Below are 21,479 nucleotides of genomic sequence, written 5' to 3' on the forward strand. Positions count from 1 at the left end.
GTCAGGACAGTTCCAGCAGACGGGATGCATTATCCTTCATCAAAAGAGGTAAGATTTCTTCCCGAAAACCGGCTTCGCGCGCAGCTTCCATCCATTTTTCGGGCCTGATGAGCGGCCAGTCCGATCCGAAAAGCATTTTATGCTTCAGCTGACTATTGGCATATTGAATAATCTGCTTCGGGAAATATTTGGGCGACCAGCCCGAAAGGTCGATGAAGACATTCTCCTTGTGCAGCGCCATTGACAGGCTTTCGTCCGTCCAGGGCCAGCTGGGGTGGGCTAGAATGATCTTCATGTCAGGAAAGTCGACGGCGACATCATCCACCAATATGGGCTGGCCATATTTCAGCCGCACCCCGCCGCCGCCGCGCATGCCCGTCCCCATGCCCGAATGGCCGGTGTGGAAGATGGCGGGCAATCCATATTCGGCGATGACTTCGTAAATGGGATAGGCGACCCGATCGGCCGGATGGCAATCCTGCATGATGCCATGGAACTTGAATCCTTTGACGCCATAATTTTCGATCAGGTCGCGGGCTTCGCGCGCGCCATATTTGCCTTTGCGCGGATCGATGGAGGCGAAAGGGATGACGATGTCGCTGTCGTTCGCCGCCAGTTCCGCCACTTCATAATTGCTGATCCGCTTGGCCCCGATCCCGCTTTCGCAATCGACCGTGAACAGGCAGAAGGCGATATTCTGTTGTCGGTAATAAGCGATCGTCTCAGGGATGGTCGGGCGCTTGCGATCCGCCTTGAAATAAGCGGAGGCAGCGTCGAAATATTGGGCCATTACCGGGTCTTCGGGGTCATGGCACGACACTTCGGCATGGACATGCATGTCGATGGCGGTGACTTTGGTTGGATCAACGGGCATTGGCGGTGCTTTCCAGTTTCTTGTCTTCATTGGCGCGGTGGATGACATAGGCGCGGATGGTGTCGATCTGGGCGGGGGTGAAGATCGATGCGAAGCTGACCATGCCATTATCTTTCAGCGCGCCATCATGGACGATCATCTGCCATGTCGCCTTGTCATTGAGCGCGGCGCTGCGGCGCAGGTCGGGGACGATGCTGCCCCCGACCGCCGCGTCGCCATGGCAGGTGCTGCAATAGCGACCGAAGCGCGCAGATCCTGCTGCTATATCCGCGGCGCTGGCGGTGGAGGGCGGCGGATCGAGCGGCATGGCGTTATGAGGCGGCGGCGCGGGTAATGTGCCTTTCCCATCCAGTTTGAACACCAGCAGCCGGCTGATATTACGGCTGGGACCGCTCTTGTCGGAAAGGACGCCGGGTGCCAGCGCCCAGACGCCGCCCCAGCCGGCCATCACCGCGACATATTGCTGCCCATCCAGTTCATAACTGATGGGTGCCGCAACGATGCCGGTCTGCGCCGGGAAGGACCAGAGCTTGCGGCCGTCCGCGCTGGCATAGGCGTTGAAATCGCCGGTCGCGGTCCCCTGAAACACCAGATCCCCGCCGGTCGCCAGCAGGCCGCCATTCCACGGCCCCTTATAGGAAACGCGCCATTTTTCTCTCTGTGCTACCGGATCCCAGGCGATGAGCGCGCCAGTGGTGGCCTTGAGGGCTGCCTCCCGCACCGCCTTGTCGGCGGGCATGGCGGCCGCGGCAATATCGACGCCCACATTGAAACCCAGCTTGTCGGCTTTCCACCCCTTTTCGGGGATATAGGGGAAGGCGGCCAGATTGGCGGGGATGAAGACGGTCCGGCTCTTGGGATCGAAGGCCATTGGGTGCCAGCTATGCGCGCCGGTCGCGCCGGGGGAGCCGATGAAGGGCTTGCCAGTCCTGTAATAGCGGGCATCGGGATTTTCGATCGGTCGCCCGGTCTTCATGTCGATGCTGCTGGCCCAGTTGACCGGCACGAAATTCTGCGCCGACAGCAGCTTCCCGTTGGTGCGGTCCAGCACATAGAAGAAGCCATTCTTGGGCGCCTGCATCAGCACCTTGCGCATGGCGCCGCCGATTTCCATGTCGGCGAGCATGATATGCTGGGTGGCGGTGAAGTCCCAGCTGTCGCCGGGCGTGGTCTGGTAATGCCAGGCATATGCGCCCGTCTTTGCATGGACCGCGACAATCGAAGACAGGTAGAGATTGTCGCCCTTGCCTTCCGATCGATAGGCCTGATTCCACGGCGACCCGTTGCCCACGCCGATATAGAGAAGATCAAGCTCCGGGTCATAGGCCATGGCGTCCCATACCGTGCCTCCACCCCCCTGTTTCCACCATTCGCCATGCCAGGTGGCGGCGGCCTTCTTCAGATAGTCGGGTTCCTGTTCCGTGCCGGGCTGGGCCGGGACGGTGTAGAATTTCCAGCGCTCCTTGCCCGTGTCCGCATCATAGGCGGCGACATAGCCGCGCGCGCCAAATTCCGCGCCGCCATTGCCGATAACGACCAGCCCGTCCACGACGCGGGGCGCGCCGGTGATGGTGTAATTCTTCGTCTGGTCGATCGTCACCACATTCCATACCGGCTTGCCGCTCTTGCGATCGATGGCGATCAGTCGGCCGTCCAGCGTGCCGACGAACAGCTTGTCGCCCCAGGCGGCCACCCCGCGATTGACCGCATCGCAGCAGGCTTTGACCAGCGTTTCGCGCGGCACTTGCGGATCATAGGACCAGAGCAGCTTGCCGTTGCGCGCGTCATAGGCTTTCACCATGCTCCATGCCGTCGAGACATAGAGGATGCCGTCGATGAAGAGCGGGGTCGCTTCCTGCCCCCGATTGGTGTCCATGTCTGTCGACCAGGCGAGGCCGAGCTTGCCGACCGTCTGCTGATTGATGGCGGTCAATGGGCTGAAGCGCTGTTCGTCATAGGTGCGGCCGGTCGAAAGCCATTCGGCGGGTTTGGCGGCGATGATGCGGGCGGCGTCGACGCCGCCGGTGGAAGCCGCAGCGGTGGCGTCCTCGCTCCGCCCCTTGCCACAGGCCGACAATGCCAGACTGGTTCCCAACAGCAGTGCAATCGCGACCCGCATCCTCTTCCTCTCCAATTGTGGCGCGGATGTTTTCATCCGTCGCAGCGCATTTAATTGACCATCCGCGCGCCGGTCCAATAGGCGGCGCGCAGGGCCTTCTTGTCCATCTTTCCGGCGGCGGTCCGGGGAATGGCGGGGACGAAGGCGACGCTTTTGGGCGCCTTCACCCCGCCCAGCCGGGCCTTGGCATGGGCGATGATCTCCATGTCCCCGATATTGTCGGCGACGACAATGGCATGCACGGCCTCGCCCCATTTTTCATGCGGGATGCCGATGACTGCGCATTCGCGCACGGCGGCCAGTTCGGTCACGGCGGCCTCTACTTCGGCAGTGAAGACGTTGAACCCGCCCGAGACGACCATGTCTTTCTTGCGATCGACGATGTAGACATAGCCGTCCGCGTCACGCCGGGCGATGTCGCCCGTATGGTGCCAACCATGGGTGCGGATTTCGGCCGTGGCTTGCGGCTGCGCATGATATTCGCGCGACACCAGCACGCCGCGCACCACCAGTTCGCCGGCTTCACCATCGGGCAGCAGGCGGCCCTCCTCGTCCATGATGGCGAGCGTCACGGAACGGGTTGGCCGGCCGCAGCTGGCGAGCCGTTCGGGTCGGTCGCCCGCCGCCGCGGCTGAGACATCTTCGGGCGGCAGCCAGGTGACGATCATCGGCGATTCCACCTGGCCATAGGCCTGACAGAGGCAGGGGCCAAAAATGTCGACCGCGCGTCGAAGTTTCTCCGGGGAAACGGCAGAGCCGACCAGAAGGAAGAATTTCAAAGACTTGGTGTCGCTGTCGGCCAGTTCCGGCGCGTCCAGCAGGCTGTATAGCGCAGTCGGCGGCAGATAGAGATGGGTGACGCGATGATGCGCGATCGCCCCCAGTACGGCAGCGGCGTCGAAGCCGGGCAGGATGACCTGCGTCGCCCCCAGCGACAAGGTCGCCAGCGCCACCGGCCCGGCGGCATGGGTGATCGGCGCGACGACGAGCGAGACAGGTGCGGCCGTTTTGCCATCGAGCGCGCCGGCCAGCGTCTCGATCATCGTGCCCCAGCCAAGGTTGGTGACGACCACGCCCTTGGACGGTCCGGTGGTGCCGCCGGTGGGGAAAAGGCCGACAATATCGTCGGGCTTGCCGAAGGGATCGGAAAAGTCCGGCAAACTGTCCATGTCGTTGTCGCATAGAAACTGGTCGAGCGAAGGATCGCCGTCATAGGAGCGATCGAGACAGACGAAATGGGTGAGGCTGGGCACCCGCGCCTTGAGCGCGGCGACGTCTGCCGCCTGACTGCTATGGTAGAAGAGCCAGCCGCAGCGCACATAATCGAGATAGGCGGCGTTGGCGTCGATCGCGTTTCGGGTGTTGACCGGCACCCATTGCCCATTGGCGCGCCAGATGGCGAGCAGCGCCGCCATCATCGTTACGCTGTTTGGGCCATAGAGCGCAATCGGCTGCTGACTGCGGAAACCCGCCGCATGCAGCGCGGCGGCGATCCTGATCGTCAGCGCCCTGACCGCAGCGAAGCTCATCGTCTCGCCGCTGGTCCCATCGACCAGGCAGGGCCGTCGGGGATCAAGATCATGGCCCCGGTCGAAATAGTCGATCGCGCGCATCCCATCAGCCCCAGCGGTTGATCTCCGGGCCGGGCGCCCAGATCGCTTCGGGGTTGGGGACGGTGGCAAGGCTGAGCGCCTGCGCTACGGCGGGCCGGGTGCGCAGCCGCGCTTCCCAGGCGTTCGCCAGCGGCGCGGCGGCAAAGGCGTCGGGCAGGATCGCGCGCATCCCCGCCAGCCAGGCATAGCTCTCCAGATCGGCGATCGAAAAATCGCCCATCAGCCAGTCGCGGCCATCGGCCAGTTGCGCCTCGACCTTTTCGACCGCCTGCGCGATCTTGATGCGGCTGTCGGCCAGTTGGGTGTCGTCCCTCTTGCCTTGCACTGCCTCTGTCCAGCGCGCCGCGAGATCGGCGCTGGCGATGCCGGCCGGGACGGCGGGCGGCGGCGCGGCGGCGTTGCCGAGCGCGGCGGCGGCGGGGGCCACACGCTCGATCACATAGCGGCACCAGGCCATCATCTGCCAGCGAGCATAGGGATCGGCCGGGCGGATCGCCGGGCCGCTGCCGACTTCGTCCAGATAGCAGGCGACAAAGACGCTGTCGGTCATGGCGACGCCATCGACCAGCAGCACGGGGCCTTCGCCTTCGATCGACTGGTCGACTTCGATGGGATGGGGCAGGGTGGCGGAGTGCCGTTCACCCGCGACCAGATCGATTGCGCGCAATTCCAGGTCGACGCCTTTCTCGAAGGCGGCGGCGAGGACGGTGAAGGACGGGCCATTGGGCTGGCCATGATAGAGGATGCCGGTCATGCAGGTTCGCTTTCGAGCAGGGTGATGCGGCGGGCGAGGTCGGTACGGCCGAGCGCCCAGCAGGCGCGCGTGGCCGGGCGCGCATAGATGGCGCGCAGCCAGCGCATGATGTTGGGGGTCAATGCGTCGTTGCAGAACTGCGGCTGCGACAGCGGCATGGCGTAGGCGAGGTTGAAGCCGTTAATGTCGGCGAGGCTGTAGCTATCCGACGCCAGCCAGGCCCGCTCTCCCAGCGCCTGCTCCAGATAGCCGATGCCCAGCGCCACGCGGCGCTGCGACTCCGTCATTTCCTCCGTAGAAAATGCGCCATGGATCGCCTTGCGCCAGGCAGTGCGCCGTTCGGGCATGGGGATGCGGTCGATCGCGGCCTCCAGTTCGGCGGGGTCTTTCTGTCGGACCGAGGGACCGACGAACACGCTCCATCCGATCATCGAGAAACTGGGCGCGAGCCACTGGTCGAGAAATTTCATCCACCAGCGGGCACGCCATTGATCGACCGCATCGACCGGCATCAGGCGGGGGCCATCGAACGCCTCATTCACATATTCCATGATGGCGGTGGATTCGGTCAGCACCTTGTCGCCATGCGTCATGGCGGGAATGGTGCCGAGCGGGTTGACCGCCAGATAATCTGGCCGATGCTGATCGAAATTCAGCAGGTCCAGATAATGGCTGTCGAACGCAACGCCCTTTTCGAACAGGGCCAGCATGGGCTTTCCCGAATTGGCGTTGGGTTCCCAATGATAGAGTGTGACGTCGGTCATGCCGCTTATGTCTCCGAAAAGAAGCCGGTCGGGCCGTGCGCTGCCCGACCGGCCAAGGGGGAGGCCTAGAATTTCTTTTTCACCGTCACCGCCCATTCGCGCGGGTTGCCCGGGCGCGCCTTGCGCACGCCGGCACCCGCGCCGCGCAGGTCGAAGACGGAGAGATAATAATATTTGTCGAAGAGGTTGGTGACTTCGAACGAGACGTCGAGATCCTCGTCCGCATTCTGCCAGGTGACACGCGCATTGGCGAGGGTGTAGGCCGGTACGAAATTGAGGATGCGAGTGCCGTTGATGACCGCCGCGCCGCCGAACTTCTTGTCTTCATAGGTGACGTCGAAGCGCGGGGTCAGGCTGCCTGCCTTGTCCAGATCGATCTTATACTGCGCGCCCAGACTGAATTTCCAGGGCGGAGAGACGGGCGGATCATTCGCCGACACGCCACCCGGATTGGTCGGGTAGGACGCCGCGGCGCTGAGGCTGCTGGCGATATATTTGAAGTCGAGATAGCTGACCGACGCATCGATTGCGAGGCCATCCACCGGATAGGCGGAGAGTTCGGCTTCGAAGCCCTTCACCCGTGCGTCGCCGGCATTGAGGCGGGCGGCGCAGGGAGCAGTGGGGCAGGTCAGCACCGGGATCTGGATGTCGGTATAGTCGTTGATGAAGGCTGCGGCGTTCAACCGGACGCGGCGATTGAGAAAGTCGCTCTTGAACCCGATTTCATAGGCGGTCAGCTTTTCCGGGCGGAAGGCGATGACCTGCTCCGTGGTGAAGGGACGCGGGTTGGAGCCGCCGCCCTTGAAGCCGGTCGACACCGATCCATAGACCATCAGACTGTCGGTCAGCCGATAGTCTGCGGCGATGCGATAGTCCCAGCGCTTGGCGCTGTAATGCGCCGTCAGGCCCGACAGCGCCGTGACGATTTCGCTGACATTGCCATTGCCGTTATAATCGAGCGTATCTGCCCCTGAATAGCCGATGCCATAGGCCGCGCCGACCGGATCGAGGAAGTGATTGACCGTGCCGTCGAAATTCAGGCGATAATAGGTCTGGTCCTTCGTCTCCGCCGTGTAGCGCAGGCCGCCGCTCAGCGTCAGCCGGTCGATCGGCTTCCAGGAGAGGTGGGCGAACGCGGCCTTAGCTTCGGCTTTGGTCGGATCTGGCTGGCGGAATTGCAGCGGATAGACCGGGACGTAGCGAATGTCCTGCAACGAGTCATAGGTCGATTTCTGTTTGAAATAATAGCCGCCGACCGTGGCGTTGAGATTGTCGCCCAGTTCCGCGTTCAGCCGGACTTCCTGACTGAAGCTCCAATTTTCCAGATAATTGCGGCCAAAGCCGATATTGGCGGGCGAAACATCATCATCGGAATCGAACTGGGTGTTGAAGGTGCGGTATCCGGTGATGGAGGAGAGTTTGAACGCGTCGGACAGGGCGTAATTGATCTGTCCCGATACGCCCCAGCCCTTGTACAGGCTGCGATCCGTGCCCTGCGTCGCGGCGAGCGGCGTGCCGGCGGCGCCATAGGGATCGACCGGGATGGGCGGGGTCCATGTGCCCGCCGGCTGGCCGGTGCCGATATAGTTGCAATAGCGGCCGCAGATGAAGCGATCATCATAGACGACGCCGGGCGCCGGGTTGGTGTTGGGCGAATTGACCGGGTTGGTCGCGATCAACACTTCGCCAGCGATCGTATGTTCGTCGCGGGTGTAATCGCCGATCACCGTGACATCCAGCTTGTCGCTGGGTTCCCAGAAGGCGATGGCGCGGATGGCCTGATAGCCAACGCCGCCCAACTTGCTGATGGTGCAGTCGCCGGCCGGCTGGGTCGACGGGATGCCGCTGCCCGGATTGGCGCAGCCATAGTCGATCCGGTCGACAAAGCCGTCCTGCTGCTTGGCGACGCCGGAAATGCGGACGGCCAGCGTGTCGGTGATGCCGAAATCGGCGGCGGCGCGGATGCCGATGCGGTTGCGGATGCCGTAATTCACCTCGACAAAGCCGCCGCCGTCTCCGGTGGGGCGCTTCGAATAGAGCTTGATCGCGCCGCCTTCGGCATTGCGGCCCGCCAGTGTGCCCTGCGGCCCGCGCAGGATTTCCACGCGATCGAGGTCGAGCAGTTCGAACACGGCGCCGGTCAGCTGCGGATAGTAGACATCGTCAATGTATATGCCGACGCCCGGTTCATAGGCGGGGTTGAAGTCATTCTGGCCGACGCCGCGGATCGACGCGGTGATGGACGGGCCGAAGGATGCGCCCTGCGGCTTGAGCGAGACGTTGGGCGCGGCGTCGGCCATCTGCGCCAGATTGGTCTGGCTCTTGGCCTCCAGTTCCGCGGCGCCGACGGCGGTGATCGAAATCGGCGTGTCTTGCAGGCGCTGGGCGCGGAACTGGGCGGTGACGACGATGTCGGCGATGGAACTGGCGGGCGGCGCTTCCTGATCGGCGCCCTGGGGGGCAGGCTGTGGCGGTTGCGCCTGCGCGCTGGCCGGGGTGGTGATGGCGAGTATCGATGCCGACGCCAACAGGGCGCGCGCCATCATGGCACGAAGATCGTGTTGCATGGGAAATCCCCTCTCCTAAACCGGCTTTAAGATCCGCCCTGATCGAGCGCGACCCGCCGTAAACGCCTTCCGTGATATTGTTAGTAAGGCATACAATTTTTATCGATGCAAGGGGCTGACTGTCCCCGCAATCAATATTGTGGAGATATTTGCAACTATTGGGAGAGGGCAAATAGTAGCGGTATTTCCATTGGTGGTAGTCAGGATAACAGGATCGAAGATTTGCCGATGTCGGGCGACGGGACGATCCTGTTCAGTCATCGCATATGGCCCGCCGGATGGCGATCGGTGGCGTGGCGTTACGGATTGGGGGAGGAGGCGGAGGAGGGGAGCCGCCACAACAAAAAAGAAGCCACCCGCCGCTGTCAGAGAGGGGAAGGACAGCGGGCGGGTGGCGACCGGCGGCGAGCGGGGGGACGATGCCGCCGGGAAGGCGTGAAGATGGGTGCGCGTCAGTGCGTCAGCGGCGCGGTGGGGCTGGTCGAAGGGCTGACCAGAGGCGCGGTGCTGCTGTCCCCTTCGATGCGCTGTTCGGCGAGTTTGGCCTTTGCTTCGCCATAGCGGGCGATGATGTCGTCCTTGAACTCGGTCAGCTTGCCTTCGTCATAGAGTTTCTTGCCGACATAGCCGGCAATGGCGCCGAAAATCAGGGTGCGGATCATGAACATCTCCTTGCGACTGGTTGCGGAAGATAACCGGCGGCAGGCCGCGCGGTTCCCCGCCCGATCGCGCATGCGACGGTTTCCGCCTGACATGCGACGGACGGTGATGGGCCGGCCGATCGTGCGGGGTGGGGAGAGCGATCAGGCGGGCGCGTCGGCGGCCATCCCGGCCGGTGCCTCGACTGGTGCCTCGACCGGCGCCTGAGCGGACGGGCGATAGCGGAAATAGGCGTCGCGCGCGCGGGTGGCGGCTTCGACATAGGGCAATTCCTGCGCATCCAGCCGGGCCCGGAGCATCTCCTCCTCCTCCGGGGTGAGATAGCGTTCGTACAGGCCGATGGGATAGCCATAATGGGTGGATTCGTCGTCAAATTCCGGCGGCGCGGGGAAATCGGTGCGCCAGCGGTTGGTGTAGCTGTTCCACCAGACGCCGCGCAGCCGGCCCGCCGCCTCTTCCGGGGGCAGGGAGGAGAGCGGGGCAGGCTCTTCGGGCGGAACTTCACACTGTTCCTGATCGGCGTAAAACTCGGCTTCTTCCTCTTCGGACAGATACTCCTCTTCCGGCTCATAGTCCTGATAGAGGGCCGTGCGGGCGGCGATGAAGAGCGCGGCCGACGCGCCGGGGGAGAGGGCGCCGGCGATGGCGTCGACGGCGGGATCGACGGGATCGGGGGTGTCGGGCTGCGTTCCATCCAGCATATGCGCGTCCGCCATGGCGCGGGCGGAGGGTTCCGCGCCGGGGCGGGGGAGGTCATGCGCTTCGGCTTCCTGCCGGGCGATGTCCTCCGGGCAGATCAGGTCGAGAAAGGCGACGAAATCCTGCGCGACGACGCGGGCGAGGGCGGCGTCGGTGCCTTCGGCCGGGCTGTCGGCCATGCGATCGAGCCGGGAGAGCATCGACATGGCGAGGCGATTGTCATGGCGGTGGCGGGTGACTTCGAAATTGCCCTCGTCCCGGCGCACCGTTTCGGTGCAGCCCATGATGGCGCGGGCGAGCAGATCATCGGCCAGACGCGCGCGGGCGATGAGGATGGCCGCATCCCAGCCAAGGCGGAAGGCCGCGCCATCGCGGCGGTTGCGGAGGTTATAGGCGCTGCGCCCGGTGATGCGCACGGATTCGCAGGCGAGTTGCACGACGCCGCTGGCGGCGAGGGTTTCCAGAAAGCGGCGCTGGCGCGCGGGCGACCAGCCATCCTCGCGGATTTGCGGGGTGGGGAGGGGGAGATCGGCGTCGTGAAGGGACATGGGAGCCTCCGTGCAAAAGGGGTTTGCCGGGAGGATGGGGCGATTGGGGGTGTGTAGGACAGAGGGGGATTGGGTGTCGCGGCGGTTTTACCAGTTGCCGCCGGCGTCCTTGATGGCCTTGAGCAGCGCTTTCTTGCTTTCGGTGCGACGCGCGCCGCCGTTGCGGGGAATGTCTGCATCGGTGATGCCCAGTTCGGCGCGGCGGCGCGCGATCTGGCGGCCAAGTTCGGCCATGTCGATTACGGGTTCGCCTTGTTCAGCCGATAATGTCTTCGACGCCATAATCGCCCATGCTTTCTTCGCGGATACGCCTCTCCAGATACTCCATATCTGCGGCGGAGTGAAGGGCGAGCAACAGCCGCGCCTGATCCAGTCGGTCGCGCGCTGTGCCTGACGCATATTGGCCCATTCGGTCGGCGATCAAATCTTCCACCGAAATGATGCGGAGCAGCGCGGTTTCGCCGACCGGGCGAACAAGGCGGATATGGGCGGCATCGACATTGCCATCCATCGGCACGTCGGCGACGATTTCGAAACCCAGTCTGAAATCGGGATGTATCCAGCCGCGCAGCGACTGGCCCGAACCCGATGGGCGAACAAACCCGGCGCGCTGCATTTCCTCTTCCAGTTCGGCCTGTCCAATGGCGCACAGGTCGAAATCGCCAGTCGTCAGCGCGCTGACAGAATAAAATTCGGCCGCGGCGCCACCAACGAGGATTGGGCGAGAAAGGCCGCGTGCGACCATGGCATCGCTGATTTGCGCGAGGAGGCGGAGGGCCGCTTCAAATTCGGGACGGTAGGCGGACATGGTTCAGGGATATTGCTGGCGGGTGTGTTTGACCGTCAACATCTCGATTGCGTCGGGGCCGATTCGGTAGACAAGCACATAATTGGGCGTGACGATCGCTTCCCGCGTGTCGGGCACGCGACCGGCGCGGTGCATATGGGGATGATCGGCCAGACGTTCGGCCACATGGGCGAACAGGTCCGCATGGCGCAGCGCGGCGGCGGGATTGCGGTCGGAAATATAGTCGATGATGTTGCGGACGTCCTGTCGCGCCTTCTGGCGCCAGGCAATGTGCGCCATCAGGCGCGCTTGGCCTGTTTGGCTTCGATGATCGCGCGCAATTCGGCCATGACCTGATCGTGCGGGGTGCCGGGTCGGGGATCGGCAAGGCTGGCCTCAACCTCCGCGCGGAACCATGCGTCATAGGCTTCCGCTTCTTCGGTCGTCGCGAACTCGGACTCGATGGGGGTGAGCTTGGTCATGGATAGAATTTATCAGGAGTGTGGGATGGTGTCGATGGAACGCAATCTGCCCGCATCACTCCACGCAGATTTGCGTAGTGACCAAAATTCGGATATTAGCGATTTTGCTGAAAAGCAGCACCTATCAAGGGCGGCGTAGCCAAGGCCCGGATCGATCAAGGGCGTTATGCCCGGACGGCATGGAGGCCGGTGTGGGAAAGATGGATAGAAACCTGCTGGAGGTTTCGGCTAAGGAGATAGCTGGCAAGTTCGGCTACTATACCGACGAGGCAATGCTCCGTCCGGTAGGTATTCAAAGGCATGGGGTCACGCGGGTGGTGATGCTGTCGCTGAATGAATATGAGCGCCTCCTGCGCCGGGATCGTCAGGTCATACGCACGGAAGACCTTGATGACGAAACGTTCGACGCCATTCTCAACGCCGAAATCCCCGCAGAAGCCGTCGCGCTCAACTACCTCATGGACGATACCGCAACCGACTGACGTTCTGTCCTATTCCTATTTATGGGAATGGGAGGCGGCGCAGGGACGGGACGAGGGAGTCAAGGATCGTCCGGTCGTGGTCGTTCTTGCGGCGGTCGCGGAGGGCGATCTGATGCAGGTTTATGTCGCGCCGGTGACGACGAAGCCGCCGCGTGAGGCTGGCGGGTTCGTGGAAATGCCGATGGCAGTGAAGCGGCATCTGGGACTGGACGATGCGCGCTGCTGGATCGTGGCGGGCGAGGTCAATCGCTTTGTCTGGCCGGGGCCGGATGTGCGGCCTGTACGGGGCGGAGATGGGTCGCCTTATTATGGGAAGATACCGGGCGCGCTTCTGGAGAAGGTGCGGGTGGCGATGCGTGCTGGGCGGGTGCGGATTGTGAGGCGGGAAGAGTAGGTTGGCAATCACTGAGCCTGCCGGGCTGGGCATCGCCCTACATCGGCCGTTAGGTATTGTCGCGTTTCATCGGGAGCCATGCGGAGCAATCCGTGTAGGGTTGTTGGGCTTGTAGTCGCTCTGTACGGCTTGCCCTTTTGATTGGATCATGTGAGCCGCAATAACCGGGGTGCTGCACAATGATCCTGCGCTTTCCTTCTATATAATTTTTGCGAGACCATATCCAGCTTGCTGAGCCGCAATTTCGACAGGTTTGCGGTGGATACTTCGTCATTGCTGCCTCCTTGCTCCCGTGCAGCATATCGCAACCGATGGCCAAGCGCGACAGCGCAAATGGCAAAATTCAAGCTGAGAAATTACCTTATTCTCGCAGTCTGAATTAGGGTTGCTGCTAGATAACTGGTCGCGCTACTGTCTATTCGAAGGGGTATCAACAGCAATGCGTTATTCCAAACAGCTCATCAGTCGATGGCAGCCTCGGGTATTATTTGCTTCTCTGGCCCTTGTTACCTCTTGTGGCGGTATGTCGGCGACGGAGAGAGAGTGCCGAGGCATCATCAAAATGGATCTGCTTAATCCCGAAAATGCAGAGTTTTTTAATTTTAAATCTATTGATAAAATGAAATTTTCTGAGGGCGTGGCGAACAAAGTTTGGCGTGGGCACAATGTTAGTCCGAGTGAGCGCTGGAAATTTGGTGATCAACTAGATGGGCCGATAAATGATATAGTTAAATCCATGGATGGTGCAGAATATTATTCAATACGCGTAAAGGCCGAATCTAGGATTGGTTTGAAAGTTACCAGCCAATATGTTTGCGCTTTCAAACCGCAAAGTGGCTGTGGTTGCTTGGATGCCGATCTCGAATGAAATAATGGCAACTGGGATGCAGGTTATCCCACGCTGGTCTACCTGCATCGCTAAAAGTCCAATCACTCCGCCGCCAAAGCCTCCAGCCCCAGCAACGGCGCAAGATACCGCTCGGTAAAGCTGCGCGTCTCCTTCACTACCTTCTCTGGCGTTCCTTCCGCCACAACCTCGCCGCCGTTGACCTGCGGTCGCCTTCGGCTCACGCCGCCTTCCGGTTGATCGCGTTCGACCGTCCCCCGGACGGTCTCGGCGCGATCAAATGTCGAGATCCAGTCATTCTGCGGCCTCGGTCTTCGGCTGGGCCAAAAGGGGGGCGAGGTAATGGCCGGTGAAACTGCGCGGTTCCTTGACGACCTGCTCGGGGGTGCCGGTAGCGACGATTTCACCCCCTTTTACCCCACCCTCGGGACCGAGATCGATTATGTAATCGGCGGTCTTGATGACATCCAGATTATGTTCGATCACGACCACGCTGTTGCCCTGGTCGACCAGCGCGTGGAGGACTTCGAGTAGTTTGCGGACGTCCTCGAAATGCAGGCCGGTGGTGGGTTCGTCCAAAATATACAGCGTGTTGCCGGTGGCGCGGCGCGACAATTCCTTGGCGAGTTTGACGCGCTGGGCTTCGCCGCCGGACAGGGTCGTGGCCTGTTGGCCGACCTTGATATAGCCAAGGCCGACTTCGGCGAGCATGGCCATCTTGTCGCGGATCGGCGGCACGGCCTTGAAGAATTCGACCGCATCCTCGACCGTCATGTCGAGGACGTCGGCGATCGAGCGCCCCTTGAACTTCACCTCCAGCGTTTCGCGATTATAGCGCGCGCCGTGGCAGACGTCGCAGGTGACGTAGACGTCGGGGAGGAAGTGCATCTCGATCTTGAGCACGCCGTCGCCCTGGCAGGCTTCGCAGCGGCCGCCCTTGACGTTGAAGCTGAAGCGGCCCGGCTTGTAGCCGCGCGCCTGCGCTTCGGGGAGGCCGGCGAACCAGTCGCGGATATTGGTGAAGGCCCCGGTATAGGTGGCCGGGTTGGAGCGCGGGGTGCGGCCGATGGGCGACTGGTCGATGTCGATCACCTTGTCGCAATGTTCCAGGCCCGTCACCTTGTCATGCGGGCCGGCGACAATTCTGGCTCCATTCAGGGCGCGCGCCGATGCCGCATAGAGCGTGTCTATGGTGAAGCTGGATTTGCCCGATCCGCTGACGCCGGTGATGCAGGTGAAGGTGCCGAGCGGGATCGACGCGGTGACGCCGGTCAGATTGTTGGCGCGGGCATTGTGGACGGTGAGCTTCTTGCCCGATCCCTTGCGGCGCTTGGCCGGCACGTCGATGCGACGGGTGCCGTTCAGATAATCGGCGGTGAGGCTGTCCTTGTTCTTGAGCAATTCGGGCAGCGTGCCCTGCGCGACGATGGCGCCGCCATGGACGCCGGCGCCCGGCCCCATGTCGACAATATAGTCGGCGGCGCGGATCGCATCCTCGTCATGCTCGACGACGATGACGCTGTTGCCGAGGTCGCGCAGGCGCTTGAGGGTGACGAGCAGCCGGTCATTGTCGCGCTGGTGCAGGCCGATCGAGGGTTCGTCTAGGACGTAGAGGACGCCGGAGAGGCCGCTGCCGATTTGCGACGCGAGGCGGATGCGCTGGCTTTCGCCGCCCGACAGGGTGCCGCTGGTGCGGTCGAGGTTGAGGTAATCGAGGCCGACATTGTTGAGGAAGCCGAGGCGTTCCACGATTTCCTTGAGGATGGCCCTGGCGATCTGGCTCTGCTGGTCGTTCAGGTGATCGGGCAGGGCGGTGAAGAAGGCGAGCGCGTCCACCACCGAGCGGCGGGTGGAGACGGAAATGTCCTCGCCCGCGATCTTGACCGCGAGCGCTTCGGGTTTCAGGCGCGCGCCGTTGCAGGTTTCGCACGGCATGGCGGTCTGATACTTGGCCAGTTCCTCGCGCATCCAGGCGCTGTCGGTTTGCAGGAGGCGGCGGTTGAGGTTGCCGATGACGCCCTCAAAGGCTTTCTTGACCTCGTAGCTTTTCTTGCCGTCCTGGAAGCGCAGGGTGACGGGCTTGCCGCCGGTGCCGTGAAGGATGATGAGCTTCACTTCGCCGGGGAGGTCGGTCCACGGGGTGTCGAGGGAGAAGCCGAACTCCCTGGCGAGGGAGCCGAGCACCTGCATATAATAGGGGCTGGGCGGGTTGGACTTGGCCCAGGGGACGACGGCGCCCTTCTTGATCGAGAGGGCTTCGTTGGGGACGACGAGATCGGGGTCGAACTCCTGCCGTTCGCCAAGGCCGTCGCAGGCGGGGCAGGCGCCCAAGGGGGCGTTGAAGGAGAAGAGCCGCGGTTCGATGTCGGGAATGGTGAAGCTGCTGACGGGGCAGGCGAATTTCTCGCTGAAGACGATGCGGTTGAGGGGGATGCCCGCGCCCTTCATCTTCTTGTCGGTGGATTGCACTTCATCTTCGCGGCCGGGGACGACGCCGTCGGCCAGGTCGACATAGGCGAGGCCGTCGGCGAGTTTCAGCGCCTGTTCGAAACTGTCGGCGAGACGGGTGGCCATGTCGGCGTCCACGGCCAGGCGGTCGACCACGACTTCGATGTCATGCTTATATTTCTTGTCGAGGGCGGGGGCATCCTCGATCAGCATCATTTCGCCGTCGATGCGGACGCGGGTGTAGCCCGCCTTCTGCCACTCCGCGAGTTCCTTGCGATATTCGCCCTTGCGGCCGCGCACCACGGGGGCGAGCAGGTAGAAACGGGTGCCTTCGGGCAGGGTGGCGACGCGATCGACCATCTGGCTGACGGTCTGGGCGCTGATGGGCAGGCCGGTGGCGGGCGAATAGGGGATGCCGACGCGCGCCCAGAGCAGGCGCATATAATCGTAGATTTCCGTGACCGTGGCGACGGTGGAGCGCGGGTTGCGGCTGGTGGTCTTCTGTTCGATGGAGATGGCGGGGCTGAGGCCCTCAATATGCTCAACGTCCGGCTTCTGCATCATCTCCAGAAACTGGCGCGCATAGGCGGAGAGGGACTCCACATAGCGGCGCTGTCCTTCGGCATAGATGGTGTCGAAGGCGAGCGAGCTTTTGCCCGAACCGGACAGGCCGGTGATGACGACCAGGCTGTCGCGGGGCAGATCGACGTCCACGCCCTTGAGATTATGTTCACGCGCGCCGCGTACGGAGATATGGGTCAGACTCATGAATCGTTCTTTATTTGTTCGGAAGGTGCGGAGCAAGAGGCGGGCCGTAAATAGGTCCGGGCATCAGCAATGTGGTGGCCGAAAATGATGAGAGAGGGGCGGCGCAACATTGCCCAATATTGCTGTAATTATAATGATAGCGGAGATTACGGAAAATGGTTCGCCAATCGTCGAAAATTGATTTTATGTTCTTGCGATGCTGTTGCGCATTCGCGATGGACGGTTTTAGTAAACATAAATGATGGGGTTCGCGATTCGAAATAATTTCGTTGATGGAGAATCGGAATGTTACGGATATTGTCACAATTCAATACCGGTGGCGCAGCTGTTGGTATCGGCTATGATTCTCTGCTCGGCGAGGTACTTGTCTATGGCTCCATGGACAGCATTGTCCGACGTTTTTCTGTCGATGGGTCAGCGTTGGGCAGCTTTGACAATCCGGGCGAAGCCGCCAATGATTTCGATATTGATTTTGCCGATGTTGCGCTGACCCTGAGCGGTACGGCGGTCGCTGCGGGCAGTACCCTGTTGATCAACGGCGAAACGGGCGTCGCGGAAATTCGGGCAGTCAACAGCCAGACCGGCGCCGTGATCGCCAGCCTGACCACGGCCTTTGGCAGCAGCCATGTCGTGGGAGGCGCCTATCATGCGGCGCGGGGCAGCTTTTTTCTGGTGCAGGATCGCGTGCCGGCAACGCAAAAAAGCACGGTTGCGGAAATCGACGCAAGCACGGGCGCGGTGCTCAACAGCTTCGCCGTGGATGGTGATGGCTTTACGATCAACTTTGGCGATATTGATGTGGACCCCGCCACTGGCGACCTGATCCTGGTGAGCAGCGATGAAAGCAGCGTGCTGCGCGTGTCGCCCACGGGCACATTGCTGGGCACCATTGCATTGCCGTCCGGCATTGGCGGACTGGCGGGCATCGCCTTCATTCCCGGTGCGCCGGATGAAGCCTATGTCACCAACACCAGCGGGACGGTATTTCATGTGGCAGGCTTTGGCTATGCTGAGACAGTCACCGGCACCAACGGCGCCGATACGCTGAACGGTACAGCCGGAGCGGACGATATTTACGGACTGAACGGCAATGATGTGATCAATGGCCTGGCCGGCGACGACCGGATGGAAGGCGGCAACGGCAATGACACGCTGACCGGCGGCGCGGGCGCGGACCAGTTCGCATATGCGGCGCGCGGGTTTGGCGCGGATGTGATTACGGATTTCACTCTGGGTGTGGACCGAATCGACCTGTCTGCGCTGGGTATTGCCGATCTGGCGACCTTTTCCGATCGCATCAGTCAGGACGGCACGGATACGCTGATCAGCTTCTTCATCGGCAATGGGGCCGAGACGATCCGGATCCAGAATATCCTGCCGCAGCAGCTGACGGCGGCGTCCTTCATTTTTAACGATACGACGACGGCGCGAACGGTGAATGGCGGGTCATTTGCCGACATGCTGTTCGGCGGCAAGGGCAATGACACGCTGTCGGGCGGGGGCGGCAATGATGATCTGCGCGGCGGCGCGGGCAATGACCGGCTGGTCGGCGGCAGCGGCGGAGATGCGCTGACCGGCGGGGCGGGGGCGGATGTCTTCGCCTATGACGAGCGCGGTTTTGGGCAGGATGTGATTACCGACTTCACGCTGGGTGTGGACCGGATTGATCTGTCCACCTTGGGGATCGCCGATCTGTCGACCTTTGCCGATCGCATCAGCCAGGATGGCACCGATACGTTGATCAGCTTCTTCATCGGCAATGGGACGGAGGCGATCCGCATCCAGAATATCCTGCCGCAGCAGCTGACGGCGGCGTCCTTCATTTTTAACGATACGACGACGGCGCGAACGGTGAATGGCGGGTCATTTGCCGACATGCTGTTCGGCGGCAAGGGCAATGACACGCTGTCGGGCGGGGGCGGCAATGATGATCTGCGCGGCGGCGCGGGCAATGACCGGCTGGTCGGCGGCAGCGGCGGAGATGCGCTGACCGGCGGGGCGGGGGCGGATGTCTTCGCCTATGACGAGCGCGGTTTTGGGCAGGATGTGATTACCGACTTCACGCTGGGTGTGGACCGGATTGATCTGTCCACCTTGGGGATCGCCGATCTGTCGACCTTTGCCGATCGCATCAGCCAGGATGGCACCGATACGTTGATCAGCTTCTTCATCGGCAATGGGACGGAGGCGATCCGCATCCAGAATATCCTGCCGCAGCAGCTGACGGCGGCGTCTTTCCTCTTTAACGATACGACGGCCGCGCGGGCGGTGAATGGCGGGTCATTTGCCGACATGCTGTTCGGCGGCAAGGGCAATGACACGCTGTCGGGCGGCGGGGGCAATGATGATCTGCGCGGGGGCGCGGGCAATGACCGGCTGATCGGGGGCAGCGGCGGAGATGCGCTGACCGGCGGGGCGGGGGCGGATGTCTTCGCCTATGACGAGCGCGGTTTTGGGCAGGATGTGATTACCGACTTCACGCTGGGTGTGGACCGGATTGATCTGTCCACCTTGGGGATCGCCGATCTGTCGACCTTTGCCGATCGCATCAGCCAGGATGGCACCGATACGTTGATCAGCTTCTTCATCGGCAATGGGACGGAGGCGATCCGCATCCAGAATATCCTGCCGCAGCAGCTGACGGCGGCGTCTTTCCTCTTCAACAGTTCGACGGCCGCGCGGGCGGTGAATGGCGGATCGTTTGCCGACATGCTGTTCGGCGGTAAGGGCAATGACACGCTGTCGGGCGGGGGCGGCAATGACGATCTGCGCGGCGGCGCGGGCAATGACCGGCTGGATGGCGGATCGGGCAATGACATACTGACCGGCGGCCTCGGTGACGATATCTATTTTGTCGATCAGGTTGGCGACAATGTCGTTGAACTGGATGGCGAGGGGAATGACCAGATATTCTCCTCGGTCAGCTATGCGCTGGCGGGGCGGATCGTGGAGACGCTGACGCTGACGGGAAGCGCCAACATCAACGCCACGGGCAATGGGCGGGCCAATGTCATCAGCGGGAATGCGGGCGATAATGTGCTGGATGGCGGAGGCGGTGTCGATACGCTGAGCTATGCCTATGCGACGGGGCCGATCGCCGTGTCGTTGGCCATCACCGCCGCGCAGGCTACCAACGGCGCTGGCACTGACACGATCAGCAATTTCGAAAATCTGACCGGATCGGCCTATAGCGACCTGTTGACCGGAGATAGCGGCAACAATGTCATTGACGGCGGCACAGGCGCGGATGTCATGACCGGCGGTCTGGGCAATGACATTTATTATGTCGATCATGCCGGTGACAATGTGGTGGAGGCCGATAATGGCGGGACGGATCGCATCTACGCGTCGGTGTCCTACAGCCTGGCCGGGCGGATCGTGGAGACGCTGAGCCTGACCGGGTCCGCGAACATTGATGCGACGGGCAATGGGCGCGCCAACACGTTGGAAGGCAATGATGGCGGCAATATCCTGCGTGGCGAAGGCGGGAACGACATATTGCGTGGCGGTTATGGCGCGGACATCCTGATCGGCGGGGCTGGCAATGACCTGCTGGACGGGGGCGCGCATACCGATACGGCAAGCTATGTCGATGCGACCGCTGGCGTGACGGTGAGCCTGGCGATCAGCGGGGCGCAGAATACGGGCGGCGCGGGTGTCGATACGCTGGTAAGCATCGAGAAGCTCACCGGATCGGCCTATGCCGACAGGCTGACCGGGGACGCGGGCAACAACACGCTGGATGGTGGCGCGGGTGCGGATATTCTGACCGGCGGTCTGGGCGATGACACCTATTATGTCGATCATGCCGGCGACAATGTGGTGGAAGCGGACAATGGCGGGACGGATCGCATCTTTTCCTCCGTGTCCTATAGCCTGACCGGGCGGATCGTGGAGACGCTGAGCCTGACTGGATCGGCCAGCATCACGGCGACCGGCAATGGCCGCGTGAACACGCTGAACGGCAATGACGGCAATAACAGCCTGTGGGGGCTGGGCGGCGCCGATCGGCTGAATGGCGGGGCGGGAGATGACCTGCTGTATGGCGGGTTGGGCGCCGATACGCTGACGGGCGGCGTGGGCAGCGATCGGTTCGTGTTCGATACCGCGCTGGGCGGCGACAATGTCGATCGCATTGTCGACTTCTCGGGCGCGGATGACACGATCCTGCTGGACGATGCGGTGTTCACGGGGCTGGCCGCGGGCGGGCTTTCCACTGCGGCATTTCATATCGGCGCGACGGCGGCCGATGCGAGCGACCGCATCCTCTATGACAGCGCGACCGGCAATCTCTCCTACGATGCCGACGGCAATGGCGCGGGTGCGGCGATCCTGTTCGCGCAACTGGGCACGGGGCTGGCGCTGACGCAGGCGGATTTCGTGGTGGTGTAAAGGAAAGGGGCTGAATTTCGGCGCTACGTGGATCTGCCATGCCACGCCGATAAAAGGTAATTCATACGACCGCCCTTCGATACGGATGGTATCGAAGGGCGGTCGTATGAGGGCGCTGGCCGGTGCGGATGCGCCACAGGCGCATTTCCAAACAGGCTCTAAGACTGAAAGGAAGCGGATGATTATTCCGCTTCCTCAACATTTACTGCGCGCCCGTTAGTTCCATTTGCGTGTTGCTGATATATTTCTGCTGCCTTCTTAAATATTTGGCAAAGGGAGCG

Annotated in this window: 18 protein-coding genes; 4 read left to right on the top strand and 14 right to left on the bottom strand. The window is 62.3% G+C overall.

The window, feature by feature from the left end; genetic code table 11:
- Nucleotide 1: 1 nt before the first annotated feature.
- The 12 genes from ACFOKF_RS19660 to relB all read right to left on the bottom strand — a co-directional run bounded on the left by ACFOKF_RS19660 (nucleotide 2) and on the right by relB (nucleotide 11,867).
- The gene (locus ACFOKF_RS19660) at nucleotides 2–874 is read right to left on the bottom strand and encodes an amidohydrolase family protein (protein WP_380798093.1); all 873 of its coding nucleotides are present in this window, start codon (nucleotides 872–874) and stop codon (nucleotides 2–4) included.
- Nucleotides 864–2,993, bottom strand: a complete 2,130-nt coding sequence (locus tag ACFOKF_RS19665) for a PQQ-dependent dehydrogenase, methanol/ethanol family (protein ID WP_380798095.1) — start codon at nucleotides 2,991–2,993, stop codon at nucleotides 864–866. The genes ACFOKF_RS19660 and ACFOKF_RS19665 overlap by 11 nt, the downstream gene beginning before the upstream one ends.
- Before the next feature lie 50 nt (nucleotides 2,994–3,043).
- Nucleotides 3,044–4,606, bottom strand: a complete 1,563-nt coding sequence (locus ACFOKF_RS19670) for an AMP-binding protein (RefSeq protein WP_380798096.1) — start codon at nucleotides 4,604–4,606, stop codon at nucleotides 3,044–3,046.
- 4 nt (nucleotides 4,607–4,610) lie between these two features.
- Nucleotides 4,611–5,360 carry a glutathione S-transferase family protein gene (locus ACFOKF_RS19675; RefSeq protein ID WP_380798097.1) on the bottom strand — a complete coding sequence of 250 codons (750 nt, stop codon included), beginning with the start codon at nucleotides 5,358–5,360 and terminating at the stop codon, nucleotides 4,611–4,613.
- On the bottom strand, nucleotides 5,357–6,124 hold the full coding sequence (locus ACFOKF_RS19680; RefSeq protein ID WP_380798099.1) for a glutathione S-transferase family protein: 768 nt from the start codon (nucleotides 6,122–6,124) through the stop codon (nucleotides 5,357–5,359). Before ACFOKF_RS19680 ends, ACFOKF_RS19675 begins: the two co-directional genes overlap by 4 nt.
- A gap of 65 nt (nucleotides 6,125–6,189) precedes the next feature.
- Nucleotides 6,190–8,691 carry a TonB-dependent receptor gene (locus tag ACFOKF_RS19685; protein ID WP_380798100.1) on the bottom strand — a complete coding sequence of 834 codons (2,502 nt, stop codon included), beginning with the start codon at nucleotides 8,689–8,691 and terminating at the stop codon, nucleotides 6,190–6,192.
- A 452-nt stretch (nucleotides 8,692–9,143) separates the two neighbouring features.
- Entirely contained in the window at nucleotides 9,144–9,353 is a 210-nt protein-coding gene (locus ACFOKF_RS19690; RefSeq protein ID WP_380798101.1) for a hypothetical protein, read from the bottom strand.
- A 141-nt stretch (nucleotides 9,354–9,494) separates the two neighbouring features.
- The gene (locus tag ACFOKF_RS19695) at nucleotides 9,495–10,598 is read right to left on the bottom strand and encodes a hypothetical protein (RefSeq protein ID WP_380798103.1); all 1,104 of its coding nucleotides are present in this window, start codon (nucleotides 10,596–10,598) and stop codon (nucleotides 9,495–9,497) included.
- Nucleotides 10,599–10,685: 87 nt separating this feature from the next.
- Nucleotides 10,686–10,832: a hypothetical protein gene (locus tag ACFOKF_RS19700; protein ID WP_380798105.1), complete on the bottom strand. Its 147-nt coding sequence runs from the start codon at nucleotides 10,830–10,832 to the stop codon at nucleotides 10,686–10,688.
- Nucleotides 10,833–10,854: 22 nt separating this feature from the next.
- Nucleotides 10,855–11,406, bottom strand: a complete 552-nt coding sequence (locus ACFOKF_RS19705) for a hypothetical protein (RefSeq protein WP_380798106.1) — start codon at nucleotides 11,404–11,406, stop codon at nucleotides 10,855–10,857.
- 3 nt (nucleotides 11,407–11,409) lie between these two features.
- Nucleotides 11,410–11,685: a type II toxin-antitoxin system RelE/ParE family toxin gene (locus ACFOKF_RS19710; RefSeq protein WP_380798107.1), complete on the bottom strand. Its 276-nt coding sequence runs from the start codon at nucleotides 11,683–11,685 to the stop codon at nucleotides 11,410–11,412.
- Nucleotides 11,685–11,867, bottom strand: a complete 183-nt coding sequence (relB, locus tag ACFOKF_RS19715; protein WP_380798108.1) for a type II toxin-antitoxin system RelB family antitoxin — start codon at nucleotides 11,865–11,867, stop codon at nucleotides 11,685–11,687. Before relB ends, ACFOKF_RS19710 begins: the two co-directional genes overlap by 1 nt.
- Before the next feature lie 77 nt (nucleotides 11,868–11,944).
- On the opposite strand from relB, the gene ACFOKF_RS19720 reads away from it, so the two are divergent.
- From ACFOKF_RS19720 to ACFOKF_RS19730, 3 genes are all read left to right on the top strand, one after another.
- On the top strand, nucleotides 11,945–12,349 hold the full coding sequence (locus tag ACFOKF_RS19720) for a hypothetical protein (RefSeq protein ID WP_380798109.1): 405 nt from the start codon (nucleotides 11,945–11,947) through the stop codon (nucleotides 12,347–12,349).
- A gap of 76 nt (nucleotides 12,350–12,425) precedes the next feature.
- A complete protein-coding gene (locus ACFOKF_RS19725) occupies nucleotides 12,426–12,743 on the top strand; it encodes a hypothetical protein (protein ID WP_380798110.1) in 318 nt (105 codons plus the stop codon).
- A gap of 439 nt (nucleotides 12,744–13,182) precedes the next feature.
- The gene (locus ACFOKF_RS19730) at nucleotides 13,183–13,611 is read left to right on the top strand and encodes a hypothetical protein (protein WP_380798111.1); all 429 of its coding nucleotides are present in this window, start codon (nucleotides 13,183–13,185) and stop codon (nucleotides 13,609–13,611) included.
- 62 nt (nucleotides 13,612–13,673) lie between these two features.
- On the opposite strand, the gene ACFOKF_RS19735 is transcribed toward ACFOKF_RS19730, so the two are convergent.
- Both ACFOKF_RS19735 and uvrA read right to left on the bottom strand, forming a co-directional pair.
- The gene (locus ACFOKF_RS19735) at nucleotides 13,674–13,814 is read right to left on the bottom strand and encodes a hypothetical protein (protein ID WP_380798112.1); all 141 of its coding nucleotides are present in this window, start codon (nucleotides 13,812–13,814) and stop codon (nucleotides 13,674–13,676) included.
- A gap of 70 nt (nucleotides 13,815–13,884) precedes the next feature.
- Nucleotides 13,885–16,806: an excinuclease ABC subunit UvrA gene (gene uvrA / locus ACFOKF_RS19740; RefSeq protein ID WP_380798114.1), complete on the bottom strand. Its 2,922-nt coding sequence runs from the start codon at nucleotides 16,804–16,806 to the stop codon at nucleotides 13,885–13,887.
- Between the two features lie 420 nt (nucleotides 16,807–17,226).
- Here uvrA and ACFOKF_RS19745 point away from each other — a divergent pair, with 420 nt between their 5' ends.
- On the top strand, nucleotides 17,227–21,198 hold the full coding sequence (locus ACFOKF_RS19745) for a beta strand repeat-containing protein (RefSeq protein WP_380798116.1): 3,972 nt from the start codon (nucleotides 17,227–17,229) through the stop codon (nucleotides 21,196–21,198).
- The last annotated feature ends 281 nt before the right edge of the window (nucleotides 21,199–21,479 follow it).

This window comes from Sphingobium rhizovicinum (assembly GCF_042647625.1).
Classification (GTDB): Bacteria; Pseudomonadota; Alphaproteobacteria; order Sphingomonadales; family Sphingomonadaceae; genus Sphingobium; species Sphingobium rhizovicinum.